Genomic DNA, 22570 nt, shown 5'->3' with positions numbered 1-22570 from the left:
AGTTACTCACTTTAAGCTGAAAGTACCTGCTGGACTGTCAGGGTTAATTCTGGGAACGTTTGAGAAATAATCTGTTGGTCGTTGATAAAGACAGTTTGCTTGTAATTGACCTGATTTAGTAAACACACAGTTACTTTATTTTCGAGGGGGTCAACAATCCAATATTCGACCACACCTATAGCTGCATACTCAGAGGTTTTTTGATTATAGTCTCTATCAATAGATTCAAGACTAACTACCTCAACTAAAAGGGGTGGGGCAGTTTTGAGGATAGCCGAAGTACTCTCAATACTTTTTGCCTGTTCATTCGTAATTAAACAAACATCAGGTCTTCTAAGTTGTTTGTTGGTCAGCACCTCTGTACCATTAGGGCGTGGTTGTAAAGGCAGTGCCATTTTTTGAATTTCTAAAAAAAAGCGAACTAACAGTAAAGTGATAATCGCTTCATGTTTACCAGTACCAGGAGGCATTTCTACCAGCACCTCATCCTCAATTTCATAACGTTTGTCGGTGCCATCATCAAAATCTATATACTCGTCGAGAGTATTAATCTTAATTGGTGTTTTAGTCATAGCGATCGCCTCCAACAACTATAGGCAAGTTCTACACCCATAATCAAAGATCCTATCCCACGCCAAAACGCAAAGAGCCTCAGAAACCCTTTGCGTCTTTGCGCCTTTGCGTGAGCTTATTATCTACGATGCAACCTGTGCAGCAGTCCGAGTCCGCCGTCTTCTCCCATCAGCAACTTTCACAGGTGGTTCATCAGGAATTTGCATCAACAAAGTCACAGATGGCTGACATTGTAATTCTCTGCGGATAGAACGTTGCAATTCTCGCTCTAAAGTTCCTTGCAATCCGCCCCAATCTATATCTGCTGCTTCACCTTCACTAGGAGCAAATTCTGACCAACGCACAGTCAGAATTTCTTCAATCCTTTGTTTTACCCAAGTTTGTAGCAGCGATCGATCTAAATTTGTAACTACACCACGGAGGTGAATTTCTGGTTTTGCCAATAATTTACCATGCCAATCGATCGCAGCTGCAATGGTGACAATACCTTCTTCTGCCATACGTTGCCGTTCTTGCAAGACTTTAGCACTAACCATTCCCGAACTAGTAGTATCCACCAGTTCTATACCAGATGGCACTTTACCAGCGACGCGAATGGCATCTTCAGTCAGTTCAACAACATCACCATTCTGAATAACGATCATGTTTTCTGCTGGGATACCCATACTCTGAGCCGTTTCTGCGTGTTTCACCAGCATCCGATGTTCGCCGTGAAATGGCACAAAGAACTTCGGTCGAGTTAAGGCAATCATCAGCTTTTGCTCTTCCTGACAGCCGTGACCGGAGACGTGAATTCCTTTGTCCCGACCATAGACAACTTTTGCACCCTGAATCATCAATTTATCGATGGTGTTGACTACAGCAATGGTATTTCCCGGAATCGGGTTAGCAGAGAATACTACGGTATCTCCTTGGCGGATTTTAATGTGAGGATGTTCTTTGTTGGCAATGCGGGTCATTGCTGCCATCAACTCACCCTGAGAACCTGTAGTCAGAATTAAAACTTTTTCGTCAGGAAGGTTGCGGACTGCGTGCAATGGTTGCAGCAGATTATCTTCACACTTGATGTAACCTAGATTGCGGGCATGAGCAATCAAGTTGAGCATGGAACGCCCCACAATCGTCACTACACGGTTCTGCTTCTTGGCGATATCCAAAATCATGTTGATGCGATGGACACTAGAAGCAAAGGTGGTGACGAATAATCGCCCAGTGGCTTGACTAAATACTCTTTCTAGATTGGGATAAACAGAACGTTCTGAAGGTGTAAATCCTGGTATCTCAGCGTTAGTGGAATCACTTAACAGGCAAAGGACGCCTTTTTCGCCATGTTCTGCTAGTCGTTGTAGGTCAAACTTTTCACCATCCACTGGGGTGTGATCAATTTTAAAATCGCCTGTGTGAATAACTACACCAAGTGGAGTATGAATGGCAACAGTGAAACTATCAGCTATGGAATGGGTGTTACGGATATATTCGACTAAAAAGTTTTTACCAATCCGCACGACATCCCGGGGCATAACTTTTCTTAATTCTGTGCGATCGCGTACTCCTGCTTCTTCTAATTTACCCTCTAGCATTGCCATTGCTAGTCTTGGCCCATAAATCACAGGTATGTCAAATTGCTTGAGATGAAAAGCAATCCCACCAATATGGTCTTCATGACCGTGGGTAACAATCATCCCTTTAATTTTGTGGCGATTTTCCCGCAGATAGGTCGTATCTGGCAGAACAATATTTACTCCATGCATGGCTTCTGTGGGAAAAGCCAATCCTGCATCTAACAAAATAATTTCATCATCGTACTCGAATACACAGGTATTTTTTCCAATTTCATGCAAACCGCCCAAAGGAATAATTTTCAAGGCGGAATTGTTAGCTTCGTTTTTAGCCATTTTCTCCTTAGATTGTTACTTGTTGTTAATTAAGTTGATAGTTAACGAACTTGTGTTGAAGACAACATCATTTGTCTCTTAACTCAGTCCCAAATCAATCAAGTTTTAATTGAGATTTTCAATTTTTTATTCAATAAAACAGACACTACACCAAAGGATTCATAGTATATCTATCAGTCCTAACACAGGTTTTTCAATAGGAACCTGTTGACAATTATGGTCATTGTTTATATGTATGTCTTGGCAAGCACCAGATTACCAGCACTCAACCAGGTAGTAGCTAGATTAAAGTAAGTTCTTTGAGAACTGCTTCTAACTTTTGAATAACTTCTGAATCAGCTTCGCATAGTGGCAGACGAGTCGAACCAACCTCCCAACCTTGAAGTTTCAGTGCCTTTTTAACTGGAATAGGATTTGAAGTGAGAAATAGAGCTTTAAACAATGGGAAGAGTTGGAGATGAATTTTGCTGGCTACCTCGATTTTTCCCGCACTAAAAGCTTGAATCATCTGCTGTAGTTGGTTTCCTACCAGATGGGAAGCCACACTTACTACACCTTTTGCCCCGATCGCTAACAAAGGCAAAGTCATGTAATCATCACCAGAGTAGATCTGGAATTCTTTTGGTGTCAAGCGGCGAATTTCGCTGGCCTGATCTATGCTACCAGTGGATTCTTTTATGCCAACAATGTTGCTAACCTCAGCTAATTGGGCAACTGTTTCTGGCTGAAGGTTTTGTCCAGTACGACCAGGGACGTTATATAACAACAATGGTAAGTCGGGACAGGCTTCTGCTATTGCCTGAAAGTGCGCTTTTAAGCCGGCTTGCGGTGGTTTGTTGTAATAAGGAACAACTTGTAAGGAGCCATGTACTCCTATTTTAGCCGCTTTTTGGGTTGCAGCGATCGCTTCTTTAGTGGAATTTGAACCACAACCTGCTATTACCTTGGCTTTTCCTGCCACAGACTGCAACACCTCGACAAACAACTGATATTCCTCATCCCAACTCAGGGTAGGGGATTCTCCTGTTGTGCCACACACTACTAATGTATCTGTACCATTGTTAGCTAGATGTGCTGCTAATTTTGCCGCTACATCGTAGTCTACACTACCGTCTGCTTTGAACGGCGTAATCATAGCGGTTAAAACATTGCCAAAATCTCCCACCCTCTTTGTCACTCCTAATTACCCATATATTTATATCTTGGTGGTTTTCTATTGTAATAACCTATTTGCATATTGCTTTCAAGTGTCATTGGTCATTTGCTATTTGTCCTTTGTCCTTTGTCCCGAAATTTTTTTCGCTTTTGGCTTTATGGAGCCATTGGAGGAACGCTTATCTTAGACTCGTGTGGCTACTCTTTATCTTAGGTTTTCACTAATGACAAATGACCAATGACTAATGACTGATAGCTAATGGTTTGAGTAGATTTTTCTCTACTAACAATTCGGCGATTTGTATAGCATTCAATGCTGCGCCTTTGCGGATTTGGTCACCACACAACCATAATTCTAAGCCACAAGGATGAGAAATATCCTGACGAATTCTTCCCACTAAAACTTCATCTCGACCCGTTGCTTCAATTGGCATCGGAAAATGATTAGTTTTCCAATCTTCTACCAATTTTACTCCAGGAGAACAATTTAAAATCTCTTTGGCCGCCTCTGCACTAAAAGGAGTTTCAAATTCTAAATTAATCGCTTCTGAGTGAGCGCGCAGTACGGGAACCCGTACACAAGTCGCACTAATTCTGATCTCCTGAGTGCCAAAAATTTTTCGGGTTTCGTTGACCATTTTCATTTCTTCTTCACAATAACCCAAATCATTTAATGGCGAGTTATGCGGGAATAAATTAAATGCCAATGGGTAAGGCAATACCTCGGCAATTGGTGGCTGTCCTTGTAGTATAGCGTTGGTTTGGGTTTTGACTTCTGCCATTGCTCTGGCTCCAGCACCGCTAGCAGACTGGTAAGTTGAGACTACGATCCGCTGTACTGGTTTAACTTTATGCAACGGCCATACTGCCACAGTCATTAAAATTGTTGTGCAGTTGGGATTGGCAATAATGCCTTGGTGATTGGCTGCGGCTTGGGGATTTACTTCTGGAACTACTAAGGGAACTTCGGGGTTCATCCGAAAGGCACTGGAATTATCAATTACCACTGCACCCTTTTCCACAGCAACGGCTGCCCAAGTTTTAGATGTAGAACCACCTGCACTAGCCAATAGTATATCAACGTTTTCAAAGGCGCGATCGCTTACCAGTTCTACTGGTATATTTTCACCTTTGAACTGTAGCGATCGCCCAGCACTCCGCTCTGATGCCAATAACTTTAACTCAGCCAGAGGAAAAGCACGGCTTTCTAATAATTCCAGCAACTCTGTACCGACGGCACCAGTTGCTCCCAAAATAGCTACACGATACGATTTCGACAAACTCGCTTCCTCCTTTAAGAGAGAGATTTATGTGTTATTGTTTAAAAATCGTCAATTTACTTATATTTAAACCAGGTATCGCACTTTGTGAATACATTTTTAATAAAATATTTTTCTCTAACTTATATTTCTAGATCTAAATAAATTAAATTTATTTTTTCCACAGCACATTTAGGCCATTTAACATAATTTAAGTTAAGTTATGTTGTATTTTACTAATGATTGCTTGGTCGTCAACTTTAATAAGTTAATTTAATAATATTATACTATACAACAAACTAGATTTTAGGATAAAAATATCTCTACCTGGTCTTTTCACAAACATTTTACATGTAAAGCTAGAAGCCTATTGCTTGGGAACTAGGTTACCAAAATGATGAATATAAATAATTCCAACAGATTAAACCTACTAAAGTATTAAATTAACCTTTGGTGCTAGGCAAAATATACCCTCTCATAAAACAAGTTAATATCTAAAACTCAATGCTATGACTTTAACTTTAGAGTAGTAACCACTGCTTGAGAACCAGGATATCACGGTGTCTGTCTAGTGAAGAATTAATTAGTTAGTGATTCAGTTTTAAAGAGAGTGGAGAGTAGGGAGGTGAGGGAGACAACCAATGCCCTTCAGTATTGCTGTACATGGATAGCGGGGCGTTTAGCCCGTGTTGAGTCAAGAGTACTGAGTGGGGCATTTCACTTCTTTACTCAAAACTTGGAACTACTTTGCCCAATGCCCAATTCCCAAATTGTTATGAAGGTAAGATGTCAAGTCTTTAGACATTGGCAGTACACTGGATCTTTGCACTAGGACAAGCAGCCATCTTTGGATGTCATGAAGCCTTGTGGCAACCTCCCATTCCCCCGAAAAGACATCAAGTCATAAACGCGATTACTTGCGTTTTGTGTGTACTCAGAGTTTAAAATACCAGAAAACTAGAGACGAAGCATGAAAGTCACCCAGGAAAAACTTCCCGCCAGCCAAATTGGCCTGGAAATAGAAATTACGCCGGAAATTACCAAGCAAACTTACGAACAGGTCATTAAAAACTTAGCGAGTACTGCCAATATTCCTGGGTTTCGTAAAGGCAAGGTGCCTCGGCCGATATTACTACAACGGCTGGGTACGACTCGAATCAAAGCAGCAGCGTTGGAAGAACTAATTCAAGATGGCATTGAGCAAGCACTTAAACAAGAAGCTATCCAAGCAATCGGTCAGCCGCAATTGCGCTCCTCCTTTGAGGATTTGATTAATAATTATGAACCTGGGAAACCACTGACAATTTCGGCTGCTGTCGATGTAGAACCAGAAGTAAATCTAGTGCAGTACACTGATTTGCAAGCCAGAGCCGAGGAAGTCAAGTACGATCCAGAACGAGTGGAGAGCAGTCTGGAAAAGGAACGTCAAGAATTGGCAACATTGATTCCTGTGGAAGGACGTGCAGCTCAAATCGGCGATATTGCCGTAGTAGATTTTAAAGGTGTGTTCCCCAAAGCCGAAGACGACGACGAAACAACCGAACCCGAAGCTATTCCTGGAGCTGAAGCGACTGATTTTCAAGTGGAATTGCAGGAAGATAAATTTATTCCAGGTTTTGTCTCTGGTATGTTGGGGATGAATCCTGGTGAAACCAGAGAAATTGCCGCGCAGTTCCCAGATCCATATGCTAATGAAGAGTTAGCCGGAAAAGCAGCAACTTTCACAGTAACGCTCAAAGAAATCAAAGAAAAAGAATTACCGGAATTAAATGACGACTTTGCCCAAGAAGTCAGCGACTTTGAAAGCTTAGAGGAGTTACGAGCATCTCTGGTAGAGCGATACCAAAAAGAGGCTGAGGAAAAAACCAAAACCAATAAGCAAGAAGCCTTGTTAACAGAACTGCTCAACCACGTAGAAATTGACTTTCCCGCAACCTTGATTGAGAAAGAAGTGGATGCAATGCTAACCCAAACAGCAATCCGTCTGTCTCAGCAGGGACTAGATGTAAGAAAGTTGTTCACTCAAGAGATTATTACCCAATTACGGGAGCGATCGCGCCCTGAGGCAATTGAACGCCTGAAACGTTCTCTATCCTTACGGGAAATCGGTCAACGCGAATCTATCCAAGTAACACCAGATGAAATCGCGGCCAGAGTCACAGAACTTTTGCAAGAATACCCAGATGAGCAAGATGTTGACGAAGAAAGACTGCGCTCAATAGTGGAAAATGAACTGTTAACGGAGAAAATCATTGACTGGCTCTTAGAACACTCCTCAGTTGAACTTGTACCTGAAGGCTCCTTGAATCCAGCAGAGGAAACTGAGACAAGAGAATCAGATACCGATGCACCTCAAATTGAGGAAGAAAGCAGCGAACCTGTCACACCAGGATAATCAAAATTCCACAGCAATTCACCAGTCTTGAGTTAAAGTACTGGTGAAATGGGTAAGTTAAGGAAGATGAGAAAGATGAGGCAGAAAAATAAATAACCAATGCCCCATGCCCCATACCTGTTGACTCAGAATAATTGAAGAATTATCAGCGAATAGTGACACTGTTAGCGTCTGAGCTTGATACTGTGTTACACGAGAGGAATTTATATGAGGCATAATGGTTAACACGTAGCTTAAACAAAAATTCCACTCGTCAAAAAGGCAGCATCCGCTGCTCAGACTCTTGTCCCAATTATCGTTAAATCTTCTATGTTTCTATCGCAGTCGGGAAACTACCCCATCAGCAACCAAAGTCGAATAAACATTAACTCCCAGTTGAATAGCCCTACCAACATCGTGCCGATGGTGGTAGAACAATCTGGTATGGGGGAAAGGGCTTTCGACATCTACTCCCGCCTGCTGCGAGAGCGGATTATCTTTTTGGGAACGCCAATAGACGATGCAGTAGCCAATTCAATTGTCGCTCAGTTGTTATTCCTGGACGCTGAAGACTCAGAAAAGGACATTCAACTGTACGTTAATTCTCCTGGCGGCTCAGTCTACGCAGGGATGGCAATCTATGATACGATACAGCAAATTCGCCCTGATGTTGTTACCATATGTTTTGGATTAGCCGCGAGCATGGGGGCATTTTTGTTGACAGCAGGAGCTGCCGGTAAGCGAATGTCTCTGCCCGACTCTCGGATTATGATTCACCAACCCCTTGGTGGCGCTCAAGGCCAAGCCATTGACATTGAAATTCAAGCTAGAGAAATTCTTTATGTAAAGGCTAAATTGAACCAGCTAATGGCTCACCATACTGGTCAACCCTTAGAAAGAATCGAAGCTGATACTGAGCGCGACTTTTTCATGTCGGCAGAAGAGGCGAAGAACTACGGTTTGATAGATCAGGTCATTTCCAGGCAAAATCTTCCCACAGCAGGGGAAAACGTCACCATTCTGAAATAAGAGGCTGGTATGTCTAAGTACGACTCCCATTTAAAATGTTCATTTTGTGGCAAGTCTCAAGAGCAGGTGCGTAAATTAATCGCAGGTCCGGGAGTCTACATCTGCGATGAATGCGTTGACTTGTGTAATGAAATACTAGATGAGGAGTTACTGGATACAAATGGTGCAGCAGCCCAACCCGCACCAAGAGCAGAACCACCTCAAAAACGGCGTACCCGCTCTTCTAGCATTTCGTTTAATCAAATACCCAAACCTAGAGAGATTAAAAAGTATCTTGACGAACACGTTATTGGTCAAGACGAAGCCAAGAAAGTGCTATCAGTCGCAGTTTATAATCACTACAAGCGGCTGGCGGTTATTCAGTCCAAAGCCAGTGGTAAAGCTGGGGCAGATGATGCAATAGAACTGCAAAAGTCTAATATTTTGTTAATCGGCCCGACTGGTTGCGGCAAAACTCTCTTAGCCCAAACTCTAGCTAAAATCTTAGATGTACCCTTTGCTGTTGCCGATGCCACGACGCTGACAGAAGCAGGGTATGTGGGAGAAGATGTGGAAAATATCTTGTTGCGACTGTTGCAAGTGGCAGATTTGGATATAGAGGAAGCCCAACGGGGAATTATCTACATCGACGAAATTGACAAAATTGCCCGCAAGAGTGAAAATCCCTCCATTACCCGTGATGTTTCCGGCGAAGGTGTGCAGCAAGCCTTGCTGAAAATGTTAGAGGGAACGATCGCCAACGTACCACCCCAAGGAGGACGCAAGCACCCGTATCAAGACTGTATCCAAATTGATACCAGTAATATCTTGTTTGTCTGTGGTGGGGCTTTCGTCGGTTTAGAAAAGGTTGTGGATCAGAGAGTTGGCAAAAAAGCAATCGGTTTTGTGCAGCCAGGAGAAGGTCAATCGAAAGAAAAACGAGCCGCAGACACTCTCCGCCATCTAGAACCCGATGATTTAGTCAAATTTGGCATGATTCCAGAATTTATTGGGCGTGTGCCAATGGTAGCAGTGGTAGATCCGCTAAATGAAGAAACGCTGATGGCGATTCTCACCGAACCACGCAGCGCCCTAGTCAAGCAGTACCAAAAGCTGCTAAAGATGGATAATGTCCAGTTAGATTTTAAAGCAGATGCTCTGCGAGCGATCGCTCAAGAAGCCTACCGTCGGAAAACCGGTGCTAGAGCGCTGCGGGGTATTGTGGAAGAATTAATGCTGGATGTGATGTATGAGTTACCGTCTCGTAAAGACGTGACACGCTGTACAATAACACGGGAAATGGTTGAGAAGCGATCGACAGCCGAACTGATCGTGCATCCATCTTCACTACCGAAGCCAGAATCAGCCTAGGAGTCATTAGTCATTAGTCATTGGTCATTAATAATTAGTCATTTCTCAAAAACTAACGACTAATAACCATGTACCAACGATAAATGACTAATGGCAAAGAACAAGTGACAAATGACTAATGAGAAATGCCTTACATTAAAGTTCGCGGCGTAGAGCATTACTATGAGTGGGTGAAAAAGCCATCTGGTTCTTCAGTAAAACCAGTGATGGTTTTCATGCACGGTTGGGCTGGTTCGGCTAAGTATTGGCAAAATACAGCTGATGCTTTATCAGAGCAATTTGATTGTTTACTCTACGATTTGCGGGGATTTGGGCGTTCTCGTGGGAAGCCAACCATTGCCCAAGCGAGTGAAGCTGTTGCTGAATCTCAGTCACCCCAGGAAGAATCAGAGGCAATCAAAGAGTTAACTTATGAATTAGAAGAATACGCTGATGATTTGGCAGCTTTGTTAGATGGGTTGCATATTCAGCGTGTTTATATTCATGCTCATTCAATGGGCGCTTCTGTTGCGACTTTATTTTTTAACCGCTACCCCCAACGGGTGGAACGAGGGATTTTAACTTGTAGCGGCATTTTTGAGTACGATGAAAAATCTTTTAGTGCCTTTCATAAATTTGGTGGCTATGTAGTCAAATTCCGTCCCAAATGGTTAAGCAAAATTCCATTTGTTGACCGGATGTTTATGGCCAGATTTTTATATAGTTCGATACCAAATTCGGAACGAAAGGCTTTTTTACAAGACTTTCTCGAAGCAGATTACGATGCAGCTTTAGGTACAATTTTTACTTCGGTCAGTAAAGTTCAAGCTGAAGTGATGCCGCTTGAGTTTGCCAAGCTAACAGTGCCAACTCTGCTGGTAGCGGGGGAGTATGACAAGATTATTCCTGCCGAGATGGGGCGTCAAGCAGCTGCACTGAGTGAGAAAGTTGAGTTTGTAGTTATTCCTAATACAGCCCATTTTCCGATGTTGGAAGATGCATCAACTTACCTGCAACGAGTACAAGAGTTTTTGCAAATTAACACTCCACAGCCACAGGTCAGTTAACTTGTTTATCTGCTTTATAAAACTTATCTAAACTTAGTCAAACTTAATTTAGTATTTACTTCTTTTCTCAACCTTTCAAATTGGCATCAGAAGTTATTTGCGGATAGCCTGCACAAATTCGTTAACAGCATCGTACTGGTCAGGATGTCCAATATATTTCAGCAACAAAACTGGGTCTAAATTCGGGAAGAAACCACTACGGTTTACTTCTTCATACTCGCCAACCGAATTTAACCAGAATATGTTTATTTTGTCAGATTTCCAGAACCAAACTTCAGGTACTTTCTTGGGTTTGAATAATTCTTTACGGTCAAGAGTGCCACTAGTAACGATGATTTCAATAACAATATCTGGCATTTCTTTATTGGTGCCAATACAGTAAGATTCGTCTGGTGTACCGGAAGCATATCCAGGTTCTTCGAGAGTAAAACCACCACGACCGTAGAACCGGATACCCAACTCTCTCATGTAAGCTTCTAGCAAATAGCTAAGAGTTCTTTTAACGTACTCGTGTTTTTCACCAATGGGCGAGATAATTTCTAATATTCCTGACAAATAAGAGAGTCGGACATTGCGATTGTTCTTTAGCTGTGCCTCAATAGCTTTGAATTCGTCCCAAGAAACATCATTGACGGTTACTAGTTTCTCTTGTATGGGCTGATCTAGAAGTGGAATGCTCATATTAGGTCGAATTATTTATTGATAGACTACTACTGTGTGTTGGCTAGAAATCACAACTTTGAGATTTAACCCAAACCCAGTTCTCGTTTTAGCAAGTTAATTGAGTTAGTGCCGATATAATTATCAACTTTAATCAGCTTGGGTGGACGAATAATATCTTCGTCAGCTGCTTGCACTGCTGCTTGGACAGCCGTAAAACTGGCTTGGTCACTAATGATTACTTCAGCCCGTTTAACCATTGCTTGAAGTTTATAGGCATCTTTTGGTTGGGAAGTCATAATCAGTAGTTCATCTCCTCGTAAACCGTGGAGGATGACTTCTGCCGCGCGAGCAATTCCAGAACTGAGGCTAACTATGCCTACACAATTTTCTTTTGGTAGGGTTTTCAAGAGATTGAGTTCTTTGCTGTAGTCGTAGATATCCAGAGGAATTACCCGTACAGCTTTTGGAGCGCCGATCGCTTCCACATCACTGATAAAATATCGACTTGTGACCACTGTGGCAGAAGTAGTTTTATCTAGTACCGCTGCTAATTCTTCCATTGCTACCAACTGGACTGGTATTTTCAGCGATCGCTCTAATTCATACACCATGAGTTCACCAGCACCCATATCATGAGATGGGACTGCAACTAGTACTCGCGCACTACAACGTAAGCGCCAGTCAATTTCCGCTAAAAACAACTCTCTAGCTTGACTCAGCGAACATCCTTGAGAGAGCAGTTGATCGAGTGCTTCTTGGACAATTTTATATGCATCGGGATGTTCCTTGAGAATTGGTGATTGCAGCCTACTACCGCCCTCATGACCTTGGGCACGTACATAAATTCCGGAACCAGCCAGACTTTCAACAAATCCGTCTTCTTCTAATTGACGGTAAACTTTGCTAATGGTGTTACGGTGTAATCCAGTTTGCATTGCCAGGGCTCGTGTGCTTGGCAATTTGTAAGCCGGGGGATATTGCCGGGAAGCGATCGCAAACCGAATTTGATTAAACAGCTGGGTTGATGCGGGAATTTCACTGTCTGGCTGAATACGGAATTGAATCATCACCAAACCTCCTGAATACTAGTAGCAGCGAGTGAACAAAATCGGCAGGGGATCAGGGGATGGGGAGATGAGGAGGAATAAATATAATTGACTCCCTCATCTGCCCCTGCTCCCCTGCCCTCCTGCCACCTTTCCTCTTTGTTGACCAGCTGCATTTAATAGATGTCAAATATTTGATTTACACATGAAATTTTTTGGGTACAAAATTTAAATGCGCTCACTATGGTAATTGGTAATTTAATGGGAAATAACCTGGACATACTGGCATAGTTATATCAAATAAACACACCATTAATGACATAGCACTGGTAAAAATTATTATGACAGAGCAAGCAATAATTACCACAACGGTTAAACTTTTGCAAGATAATATTCAAGTGTCTGCTTATTTGGCAGAGCCTAAGGAATCTGGATCTTACCCCGGAGTTGTAGTATTACAGGAAATTTTTGGTGTCAATGTTCACATTCGGGAAGTTACAGAAAGAATTGCCAAACTTGGGTATGTAGCGATCGCCCCTGCACTTTTTGAACGTATCGCCCCTGGTTTTGAAACTGGCTACACACCCGAAGATGTCCAAATTGGCAGAAAATACGCTTGGGAACAGACTCAAGCATCAGAGTTATTAAACGATATTCAATTAGCAATTAACTACCTTAAAAGTCTGCCCCAAATCAAACAAGATAGTTTTGGCTGTATTGGTTTCTGCTTTGGTGGTCATGTCGCATATCTTGCAGCCAGTTTACCAGACATTAAGGCTACGGCTTCCTTCTACGGTGCTGGAATTACCACCCGTATACCAGGAGGTGGCGCTCCTACTCTGACTCGCACCAGAGAAATTACAGGTACTCTCTATGCCTTTTTTGGGCAAGAAGATGCTAGCATCCCAGCCGAACAAGTAGATGAGATTGAAGCAGAGTTAGAAAAATATAAAATTCCTCATCGTGTGTTTCGCTACGATGGAGCTGATCACGGATTTTTCTGTGACCATCGTGCCAGTTATAATCCTAAAGCGACAGCCGATGCTTGGGTGCAGGTGCAAGAACTCTTTAGTCAACTGAACTGAAGCCGATACAACCAAGTTAGTCATTAGTTATTAGTTATTAGTCAATAACAAATGACAAAAGACAAATGACTAATGACAATCGAATAAAAATTAATCTTCAAAAGTCATGAATTCCGAATCGAAACTTTCTCAAACAGCCAATTCGCCGTTTACGATGGATGATTTTGCCAAAGCACTAGAAAAACACGACTACCAGTTTCAAAAGGGACAGGTTGTACGTGGCAAAGTGTTCCAGCTTGACCATGATGGAGCATATGTCGATATTGGTGGCAAATCGTCAGCTTTTCTCCCCATCGATGAGGCTTCTTTGAGAGCAGTGACCGATTTATCGGAGGTGCTGCCATTGCAAGAGGAGCTGGAGTTTCTGATCATCCGAGATCAGGATGCAGAAGGTCAAGTTACTCTTTCTCGAAAGCAGTTGGAAATTCAGCACATCTGGGAACGATTGGCCGAAATGCAGGAAAATACCCAGACTGTCCAAGTAAAGGTTATGGGTGTAAATAAAGGTGGTGTCACAGTTGATATTCTGTCTTTGCGGGGATTTATTCCGCGATCGCACCTGGCAGAGCGTGATAATTTAGAAGCACTCAAAGGTCAAACTCTGAGTGTGGGCTTTTTGGAAATTAATAAAAACACCAATAAACTCATTCTTTCCCAGCGCTTAGCAACTCGTTCTAGCAACTTCAGCTTATTACAATTAGGTCAATTGGTCGAAGGCAAAGTTACTGGCATCAAACCTTTTGGTGTGTTTGTCGATTTAGATGGAATGAGCGCTTTACTTCATATCAAGCAGGTAAGCCAAAAATTCATTGAATCTCTCGAAAAAGTATTTCAACTTGGTCAGCCAATTAAAGCTGTAATTATTGATTTGGATGAAGGTAAAGGGCGAGTTGCTCTTTCTACCAGAGTTTTGGAAAACTTTCCTGGTGAAGTTTTAGAGAATATGAATGAAGTGATGGCTTCGGCTGAGGCGCGTGCCAATAGAGCGAATAACAAAGCTTCTGAATAGTTTTAAACACATGCTCATCACCAAAAAGCATTAACATTATGGTGGTGGGCTATTTGCAAAAAAACCAAAGTTTTACATACCGAAAAAAGCAAAATGCCATTTTGAGAAAGTCAAATGGCATTTTGCTTTTTTGTTTTGGTATTTTACCCACGCAATCAAGCATATTGTTTCTCAATATGCTTGATGGCTGAGTCCTTTTAATAATTCATTTTTCTCTATCTTTATCTAATGCTTCCTGAATTGCACGACGGCAAAATTCTGGAGGATCATTTTTTGTGGATAGTTCTTCCTTCATAGTTTTTGTGACACGTAAGTTAAGACGCTCACTTAAAGATTCTTCCCTCTCTGATTTGAATGGGTTTAAATTTTCTGGATGACCTTTAGGGTTAGGCATTTATGTAGAAATATAAATATAATTTGAATCACTGGTATGCAGCAGATTAAATTGGTTTTTAGTGGTTGCTACAACTTGCCGGAAGTACAACCACTAATATCCAATTTGCAAAATGGACACTACTATTTTATGTTCACGCGTTCGGAACTTGAAATCAAAACCATTAAAGAATTACGCGATTTGTGTCGGAGATACGGCATCAAACCTACTGGGAACGCAGGATACAAAACCTCGTATATCGTAACTTTGATGGCATTTCCACTTTTAGCGCTCCAACAAATGAAGCAAGGTAAAGGGTTAAAATTCCCTAACTTTAACGCTATCCAGATAATCCATTCTGCTATTGACGAGATGAATTCACCCACAGATGAGCAAGCAGCACTCATTAGGATAACGCTGGAGGGCAGGAAAATGAGCTATCCTGACCGATATGACCAAGAGAATCTGTTGAACTTACACAAGGCTAAAATGTCGCTGGAACAAGCAATCGACTTGTTAAACTACTAAAACTAATCCAATTATCTTATCCTCTGCATCTACTTAAAGATGTGGGGGATAATTTTTAGCGTATTAAGATAAATAAGGTGTGACCTATTGGCTTAGTTGGCGTGAGGATATCTTGGGCATGGTTACTAAGTATAAAAATATGCTCATGTTTAAATTTTGCTAAACGGGTTTTGAGCATATATTGAGCATTTCGACAACTATTAACGCTGTAATTATTGAATTTAGGTTTTTATATGTTTCTAGTAACTGGAGCAACCGGAGGCATTGGTCGCAGAGTTGTGCGACTATTACGGCAACAAGAGCAATCTGTGAGGGCATTTGTCCGGCTTAACTCTCGCTACAGCGAGTTGGAACACCGGGGTGCAGAAATCTTCATTGGTGATTTGCTAGAGGAAAAAGATATTCAAAAGGCTGGTCGGGGTGTCAAGTATATTATCAGCGCTCACGGTTCTGATAGCGATGCTTTATCCTTAGACTACCGCGCTAATATTGAACTCATTGACCAAGCAAAAGCCAATGGCGTAGAGCATTTTGTCTTTATTTCCGTACTGGGTGCCGATCGCGGTTATGAAGACGCTCCGGTTTTTAAAGCCAAACCAGCCGTAGAGCGATATTTGGTAGCTAGTGGCTTAAATTACACAATTTTACGTCCAGCTGGATTAGCATCTAACCTGCTACCACTAGTGGAACGATTTCGGGAAACTGGATTGTATTTGCTGATTGGCGATCGCAAAAATCGCACCTCAATTATCAGCACCGATGATTTAGCAAGGATAGCAGTTGATTCTGTAACAGTTGAAGGCGCTCGCAACCAGATTTTCCCAGTGGGAGGACCGGAAATTTTATTTAGAGAAGATATTCCTCGCATTTTTGGTCGGATCTTCGCTAAAGAGCCAGTAATAATTAATTCACCACTATTTGTCATTGATGGATTACAAGGTGCATTGGGTTTATTTAATCCTCAAATGCAAAAAGCTGTGGGAACCTATCGTACCTTGCTAGCAAATGAATTTTTCTGTACCAAAGATGAAATTGCCAATTTAGAAGCGATTTTTAACTTCCAATTGGAGACATTAGAGAATTTTTTGCGGCGTTATCTAGCAGTTTGAATTAAACACAAGTCATTGGCATTGGTAATTGGTCATTAGAGGATGTCTGAGAAGTATTAAATATTTCGTCTGATCCCCCCTAACCCCCCTTAAAAAGGGGGGAATTTATCTCAAAGTCCCCCTTTTTAAGGGGGATTTAGGGGGATATACAAGTCTCAAATACAACACAAAAAAGTTTTCAGACATGCTCTTAGTCATTAGTGAATAACCAAGGACAAAGGACAAATGACTAATGACAAATAAAAAATAACAAAGGACAAAAATAATATGGTAAATGCTGCTCAAGCACGTCAGACAAAAGAGCGATTCGCTCAACCAGAGGAACAACTTACCTATGAATTGGGTAAGGCGGTACAGGAATTACCACCGCTGTATACAAGATTATTAGCCGGAACAATTAGCGTGATTGTATTTGGGGCGATCGCCTGGGCGTATTTCTCCAAAATCGATGAAGTAGCAACAGCACCAGGGGAATTAATTGCTTCTACACAGGTAAGACCAGTGACATCCTTGGGTGGAGGCTCAATTGTCGCTGTGAAAGTGCAAGAAGGCGATCGGGTCACTAAAGGTCAAGTTTTGATTCAAAAAGATCCGGATTTGCAGAAAACCGACGTTTCCCGCTTAGCCAAATCTACCAGATTGATTCAAGACGATTTGCAACGTTTGGATGCAGAACGCACTGGAAGCAAACTTACTGGTACTAAACTACAAGATGAACTTTTAAACTCCCGCTTGCAAGATTTCCAAGCACGTCAAGCTGGAGCTGAAGCCGAAGCAAATCGCCAACAAGCAATTATCAATCAAGCCAAAGTCCGGTTGACTAGGTTACAAGACAACTTAGTTAACGCTAAAAGCACCGTTACCAATGCTAAAACCAACCTCGTTAACGCCGAGAGTATCCGTACTAAAATCGAAAGCAATTTGGCACTTGCACAAGAAAGAGAAAAGAGCTTACGCACCCTAATTACTCCCGGCGCTGTACCTCGTGTCGATTACTTGGATGCCCAAGAAAAATTAACTCGTGCAAAGACAGAAATCACCAGGTCGCAAGACGATGTAACCAACGCCCAGAATAAAATCACAGAAGCTCAAGATAAAGTCACATCTTTAGAAAAAGATATTGATGCTCAAGCCCAAGAAATTCGCCAAGCCCAAGAAGCTTATAAAGGCGCACAAAATCAAGCCCAGCGTGTAGCATCAGAACGCCAAAGTGAAATTTTGACCCAGCTAAACAAGCGTAAAGAAGAACTGACAACTGTTCAAGGTCAATTAGAGCAAGCGAGAAAACAGCAAGCTTTGGAAACCATTGAGGCTCCCGTGAGTGGTACGATTTACAGAGTCAAAGCCACTAAAGGCCCAGTGCAATCAGGTGAAGAATTAGTTTCCATTTTGCCGGAAGGAGAAGAAATGCTCCTAGAAGTGAAAGTCCTCAACCGTGATATTGGGTTTATTCGTCAAGGGATGAGAGCGAAAGTGAAAATGGCAACTTTCCCCTTCCAAGAATTTGGGACTATAGATGGCGAAGTTATGCAAGTCAGTCCCAACGCAATTGTTGATAAAGAATTGGGTTTAGTTTTTCCCACAAGAATTAAGCTATGTAAACACGCAGTCAATGTTCGTGGTCAAGAAGTAGAATTTACACCAGGTATGGCTGCTACGGGTGAAATTGTCACTCGTAAAAAGTCGATTTTAACCTTCATTACCGAGCCTGTGACACGGCGGTTCAGCGAGGCATTTTCAGTTAGGTAGTTATCTGGTATGGCTATGTTTAAGAGCATCTCACTGAGTGTAAAAACACAGCTGCCCTGGCGAATGTAATTCGCGCGCCAGTTGCTCATGGGGGAAACCCCCTTCTCTACGAGACGCTCCGCGTTCGCATAGCGTTCCGTTCGCGTAGCGTCTCGTAGAGAAGGAAAGGCGCTAGCCTCTCCCTTTGGGAGAAGACCGCACTGGCTTGGCTATACAGACAAAAGCCACCTGCGTGGGTTTCAAATTCTTTGAGTTTGCGTGGTGCGTGAAGCGCAGCGCAAGCACGATAGGCGGTCTACCCTTCTCCTTCCCTGCGGGACGCTACGCGAACGGGTTACCCAACGGCGTACCTTTGTGTAGCCACGATTTCTAATCGCCTGGTATATTTGCTAATAAATGAAATTCCTTTAACCAAGTTTGCATTTTGAAATTGGGACATTGGTGACTAAGTAATCTTCTGTGTCCCTCTCCTCTTTACTTCCTTGCGTTTACTTCCTTGCGTAAACATTTATTGGTTCCTTGATAAATCGGGTGTAAAGATGCTTAAAGGTAGATTTAATTACACGAGGCATACCAAAATCAATGGGCATTAATTTGTCTGGTAGCCGCCAATCTTCTATTTTTAATAAGTCAGGATTTAAATTGGGAAACTCTATGGCAGCAAGTTCTGGACAAACTCCTAATCTTTGGGAAACTGCAACTGTGGGCACTTGTTCGGGAGGAACGTTGAGGATTTCTACCATTGCGCGATCTAAGGCAAATATATCTGATGCAGCTGCTAAAATGCCCAATTGGCGAGGTTCACCGTTACTTGGTCCATTACCTTCATGACCGATGATGCCATCTAAGATGGTTAGGTTAGGATTAATTGCCCTGGCAGTTTCTACTAACATTTCAGCAAATCTGTTGGCGTCTTTTCCAGCTTCCATATGCCACCAAGCTTTCATTTTGCCCGGGACGCAACCAAACAAGTTTTTTACGCCCAGCGTCAGTGTCAACTGCATATGAGATTTGACTTTGGGTAGGTTGATCACTACGTCTGCTTCCATTGCTTCTTTAGACAGCCGCAGATGGTTAAAATTGTCGCTCGCAGTTTGGTAACGCTGACCGTGAAAATCGATGATGGGAAGATTGAGTTCTTCTAAAATAGGCAGATAGCCATTTGCCACCGCTACACCCTTGGCACTGCCAAAAGCCGGACTATCACCCAAAAAAGGTTTACCACCAACTTCAATTACCATTTGGGCAACTTCATAAACTAGTTCAGCACGGGTAATACATTCTTTACCAGGACGGCTACCTGTAAGTAGATTGGGTTTTAGTAAAACGCGATCGCCTTTTTTCACAAACGCTGCCATTCCTCCAAAAGGTTCCAGCAGTATGACTAAGGATTCTCGTAAGGCCTCTCGTTCGTAGGATGTAGCCCGAATGAGACTAACAGATGGTTTTTGAGTGTGCATGGTATTGATAGGGATTGGGGATTGGGGATTGGGGGACAAGGGGACAAGGGAACAACGAGATAAACAAAACTCCTAACTCAGCACTCAGCACTCCTAACGCCCCATGCCCCATAACCTATTATTCTGTCTTCAAGGGTAAGATACCACTCATTTGTTCTAGATTTAAGACTGTGGCTAAGTCTGTTTCACTCATCAATCCTCGTTCTAGAACGATTTGGCGGAGGGATTTACCAGTTTCTAAAGATTCTTTAGCGATCGCTGCGGCATTTAAATAACCGATGTGGGTGTTGAGTGCGGTTACTAAAGCTAAACTGCCTTCGGCATAAGCTAAACAACGTTCTTTGTTAGCTGTAATTCCTTGGATGCAAGATTTGGTGAGTGCAGCGATGGTATTGCCGAGAATTTCGATACTGTGAATTAAGTCATAGGCAATCAGCGGCATCATCACATTTAGTTCTAATTGTCCCGCTTGTGCGGCTAAGGCGATCGCATTGTCGTAACCCATCACCTGAAAACACACCATTGATGTCATCTCTGCCATCACTGGGTTATATTTCCCTGGCATAATCGAGGAACCTGGTTGCACTGGGGGCAGTTGAATTTCTTTTAAACCAGTTTTCGGTCCTGAATCCATCAGCCGCAAGTCATGAGATATTTTGGCTAAATCCTGGGCTAAGTTCCGCAAAGCACCGGAAACATTGACAAATGGCGCCATACTCTGCATCGCTGCCATCAAATGAGGTGCAGGTTCTAAAGGAGTGTCAATCAATTCTGAGAGAACTTCCACTACACGGGCGCGATATAGAGGATGAGTATTTAACCCCGTTCCGGCGGCGCTACCTCCTAAACCCAATACCATCAAATCACCAGAGGCAGTGTAAATGCGGTTTTGGTGTTCTGCGAGGATTTGTGCCCAAGCCCGAAAATTTTCACCCAAACGCACGGGTACAGCGTCTTGTAAGTGAGTTCTACCAGATTTGACGATATCTTGAAATTCTACAGCTTTGTTTTCTAAAGAGGCGATCGCCTCCTCTAAAGCTGGGTGTAATGTGTGAGAAAGTGCCAATAAACCGCCAATCCTAATGGCAGTAGGAATTACATCATTAGTAGACTGCCCATAATTAACGTGATCGTTAGGACTCACCCGTTTATAATTGCCTTTTTCTTCACCAAGAATTTCTAAGGCGCGATTAGCCAGAACTTCGTTGACATTCATGTGGTGAGAAGTTCCAGCACCAGCCTGATAAACATCCACGACAAACTGATCGCGGAACTTCCCAGCTAAGATTTCATCAGTTGCTTGGATTATCGCCTGACTAATATCTTGGGGAATACAACTGAGTTCGCCATTCACAATTGCCGTAGCTTTTTTAATTATCAAACAAGCATCTACGTAAGTAGATAAAGGCTTTATCCCGCTAATGGGGAAGTTCTCAATAGCGCGTAGCGTTTGAATGCCGTAATAAACACTACTAGCAATTTGGCGATCGCCCATCGAATCCGATTCGATGCGAAATTCGGAGTCTGTGTATTGAGTCATAGTATTGTTTTAAAAGAGCTTCAGAAAACAGATTTTCCCACGCTTAGGGAGAAAGTGGGCAGACAAGGAGAAGTTGCAGTCAGTTTATCCCCTCTTCTCTATGACTACTTATGACAGAGCAACGAAATTTATGGGGATTATTAATTTTGAATTTTGAATTCGGAGCGAAGCAACGTGACTCTACCCAACTGGATTACCTTTTCTCGCCTTCTGGGTGTACCATTTCTGCTTTACGGTTTATATAATCCCACACCTCAAGCTAGGTGGATCTGTTTGGCGATTTTTATCATTACTGCATTGACTGACTGGTTAGACGGTTATTTAGCGCGAAAACTCAATCAAATTAGCGAGTTGGGAAAATTTCTTGACCCCTTAGTGGATAAATTTCTGGTACTTGCGCCGTTAATGGTGTTGATTGAATTAGGCAAAGTGCCAGCTTGGGGAGTATTTTTGATTTTAGCGCGGGAATTAGCGATCGCTGGTTGGCGGGTAAATCAAACGACCATTACCGGAGCGAACATTTGGGGTAAACTCAAAACTGTTAGTCAAATAGTGGCGATCGCCCTTCTAATTGCACCACTACCTGAAGTGTGGCAAACTCCCTCTCTGATTGCCTTTTGGGTTTCTGTTGCCTTGACGTTAATATCTGGGGGTATTTATCTTTTACCCCAAAAAGTTAGCACTGCTGATTGAAAATATATACTGTATTGTCACTTAGGTCTGAAATTTTCGCAGATAATCATGAAAAAATATTTGTAGGTAGTCAGAAATTTCTAACAGTGCCTAAGAAAATTCGGGAGCTAAAAGCAATGCTCCTAAAAGTTGGATTCACTTATAGAAGTGGCAAAGACAGTCATACAGTGTAGAGCCATCCTTTGCTACTTTACAGCCTCACTTTGTCTGGCAAAGACGGAGCAGATGCAGATCGTTACCAGGAAAAAGATGTTAGAAATGCGCTCATAGAAATAAAACAACTGGAGAAAGAAGAAGACAAAGGAGAAGAGGAATGAAACCACAATATAGTATTGTAATTCAGTGATTTGACGAAGATAAAAAGTACATTGTCAGCCTACCTGAGTTTGGCCCTTATGCACACACTCATGGAAATACCTACGCGGATGCTCTCAATAATGGTGAGGAAGTGCTAGAACTTTTGATTGAAGATTACCAAGCACAAGGAAAACCACTACCAAAGCCTTTGACTGCAAACATTTCCTTTCAGTTTATGCAATCTTTAACCTAATTATTAGCACTTTGTTGTCTTGAGGCTAAAAAATAAAATTTATGTTATGTACACTTCAAATTAAATCTGACTTTCTCAATTACG

19 protein-coding genes are annotated in these 22570 nt (G+C 42.3%); 10 read left to right on the top strand and 9 right to left on the bottom strand.

The annotated features are described in order from the left end of the window. Positions 1-11: 11 nt before the first annotated feature. From ACFG4S_RS26705 to ACFG4S_RS26690, 4 genes are all read right to left on the bottom strand, one after another. Positions 12-572: a Uma2 family endonuclease gene (locus tag ACFG4S_RS26705; protein WP_392531950.1), complete on the bottom strand. Its 561-nt coding sequence runs from the start codon at positions 570-572 to the stop codon at positions 12-14. A 123-nt stretch (positions 573-695) separates the two neighbouring features. Further along, positions 696-2468: a ribonuclease J gene (locus tag ACFG4S_RS26700; protein ID WP_392531949.1), complete on the bottom strand. Its 1773-nt coding sequence runs from the start codon at positions 2466-2468 to the stop codon at positions 696-698. Positions 2469-2748: 280 nt separating this feature from the next. Then, complete coding sequence (dapA, locus tag ACFG4S_RS26695) at positions 2749-3633, bottom strand: 4-hydroxy-tetrahydrodipicolinate synthase (protein WP_392536089.1); 885 nt, start codon at positions 3631-3633, stop codon at positions 2749-2751. Positions 3634-3865: 232 nt separating this feature from the next. Continuing rightward, positions 3866-4903 (bottom strand): aspartate-semialdehyde dehydrogenase, encoded by a 1038-nt coding sequence (locus tag ACFG4S_RS26690; protein ID WP_392531948.1) that lies wholly within the window; start codon positions 4901-4903, stop codon positions 3866-3868. A gap of 949 nt (positions 4904-5852) precedes the next feature. Between ACFG4S_RS26690 and tig the strand changes: the two genes are divergently transcribed. The 4 genes from tig (at position 5853) to ACFG4S_RS26670 (ending at position 10681) form a co-directional block, all read left to right on the top strand. Beyond that, entirely contained in the window at positions 5853-7277 is a 1425-nt protein-coding gene (tig, locus tag ACFG4S_RS26685) for a trigger factor (RefSeq protein ID WP_392531947.1), read from the top strand. A 309-nt stretch (positions 7278-7586) separates the two neighbouring features. Beyond that, on the top strand, positions 7587-8285 hold the full coding sequence (gene clpP, locus ACFG4S_RS26680; RefSeq protein WP_392531946.1) for an ATP-dependent Clp endopeptidase proteolytic subunit ClpP: 699 nt from the start codon (positions 7587-7589) through the stop codon (positions 8283-8285). A gap of 9 nt (positions 8286-8294) precedes the next feature. Next, positions 8295-9635: an ATP-dependent protease ATP-binding subunit ClpX gene (gene clpX, locus ACFG4S_RS26675; RefSeq protein ID WP_392531945.1), complete on the top strand. Its 1341-nt coding sequence runs from the start codon at positions 8295-8297 to the stop codon at positions 9633-9635. 125 nt (positions 9636-9760) lie between these two features. Continuing rightward, positions 9761-10681 carry an alpha/beta fold hydrolase gene (locus ACFG4S_RS26670; RefSeq protein ID WP_392531944.1) on the top strand — a complete coding sequence of 307 codons (921 nt, stop codon included), beginning with the start codon at positions 9761-9763 and terminating at the stop codon, positions 10679-10681. 93 nt (positions 10682-10774) lie between these two features. On the opposite strand, the gene ACFG4S_RS26665 is transcribed toward ACFG4S_RS26670, so the two are convergent. Continuing rightward, positions 10775-11362 (bottom strand): Uma2 family endonuclease, encoded by a 588-nt coding sequence (locus ACFG4S_RS26665; RefSeq protein ID WP_392531943.1) that lies wholly within the window; start codon positions 11360-11362, stop codon positions 10775-10777. A 65-nt stretch (positions 11363-11427) separates the two neighbouring features. Then, positions 11428-12411, bottom strand: a complete 984-nt coding sequence (locus tag ACFG4S_RS26660) for a GntR family transcriptional regulator (protein ID WP_392531942.1) — start codon at positions 12409-12411, stop codon at positions 11428-11430. Positions 12412-12731: 320 nt separating this feature from the next. Here ACFG4S_RS26660 and ACFG4S_RS26655 point away from each other — a divergent pair, with 320 nt between their 5' ends. Together ACFG4S_RS26655 and ACFG4S_RS26650 are read left to right on the top strand one after the other, a co-directional pair. Further along, the gene (locus ACFG4S_RS26655) at positions 12732-13475 is read left to right on the top strand and encodes a dienelactone hydrolase family protein (protein WP_392531941.1); all 744 of its coding nucleotides are present in this window, start codon (positions 12732-12734) and stop codon (positions 13473-13475) included. Positions 13476-13581: 106 nt separating this feature from the next. Beyond that, positions 13582-14484 carry a S1 RNA-binding domain-containing protein gene (locus ACFG4S_RS26650; RefSeq protein ID WP_392531940.1) on the top strand — a complete coding sequence of 301 codons (903 nt, stop codon included), beginning with the start codon at positions 13582-13584 and terminating at the stop codon, positions 14482-14484. 205 nt (positions 14485-14689) lie between these two features. Here the strand turns inward: ACFG4S_RS26650 and ACFG4S_RS26645 are convergent, their stop codons facing one another. Beyond that, positions 14690-14878, bottom strand: a complete 189-nt coding sequence (locus ACFG4S_RS26645) for a hypothetical protein (RefSeq protein WP_392531939.1) — start codon at positions 14876-14878, stop codon at positions 14690-14692. A gap of 129 nt (positions 14879-15007) precedes the next feature. Here ACFG4S_RS26645 and ACFG4S_RS26640 point away from each other — a divergent pair, with 129 nt between their 5' ends. From ACFG4S_RS26640 to ACFG4S_RS26630, 3 genes are all read left to right on the top strand, one after another. After that, a complete protein-coding gene (locus tag ACFG4S_RS26640; protein WP_392536088.1) occupies positions 15008-15385 on the top strand; it encodes a hypothetical protein in 378 nt (125 codons plus the stop codon). A gap of 233 nt (positions 15386-15618) precedes the next feature. Continuing rightward, on the top strand, positions 15619-16494 hold the full coding sequence (locus ACFG4S_RS26635) for an SDR family oxidoreductase (protein WP_392531938.1): 876 nt from the start codon (positions 15619-15621) through the stop codon (positions 16492-16494). Between the two features lie 267 nt (positions 16495-16761). After that, positions 16762-18243, top strand: a complete 1482-nt coding sequence (locus ACFG4S_RS26630) for an HlyD family efflux transporter periplasmic adaptor subunit (RefSeq protein ID WP_392531937.1) — start codon at positions 16762-16764, stop codon at positions 18241-18243. A 488-nt stretch (positions 18244-18731) separates the two neighbouring features. On the opposite strand, the gene ACFG4S_RS26625 is transcribed toward ACFG4S_RS26630, so the two are convergent. After that, positions 18732-19703 (bottom strand): DUF362 domain-containing protein, encoded by a 972-nt coding sequence (locus ACFG4S_RS26625; RefSeq protein WP_392531936.1) that lies wholly within the window; start codon positions 19701-19703, stop codon positions 18732-18734. 118 nt (positions 19704-19821) lie between these two features. Beyond that, complete coding sequence (locus tag ACFG4S_RS26620) at positions 19822-21243, bottom strand: aspartate ammonia-lyase (RefSeq protein ID WP_392531935.1); 1422 nt, start codon at positions 21241-21243, stop codon at positions 19822-19824. A gap of 174 nt (positions 21244-21417) precedes the next feature. Here ACFG4S_RS26620 and pgsA point away from each other — a divergent pair, with 174 nt between their 5' ends. Continuing rightward, complete coding sequence (gene pgsA, locus ACFG4S_RS26615) at positions 21418-21936, top strand: CDP-diacylglycerol--glycerol-3-phosphate 3-phosphatidyltransferase (protein WP_392531934.1); 519 nt, start codon at positions 21418-21420, stop codon at positions 21934-21936. Positions 21937-22570: the final 634 nt, after the last annotated feature.

The sequence above is a fragment of the Nostoc sp. C117 genome, from assembly GCF_043099735.1.
Lineage (GTDB): Bacteria > Cyanobacteriota > Cyanobacteriia > Cyanobacteriales > Nostocaceae > Nostoc.
The sequence above is the reverse complement of the archived record's forward strand: the minus strand, read 5'-3'. Positions and strand labels throughout refer to the sequence as shown.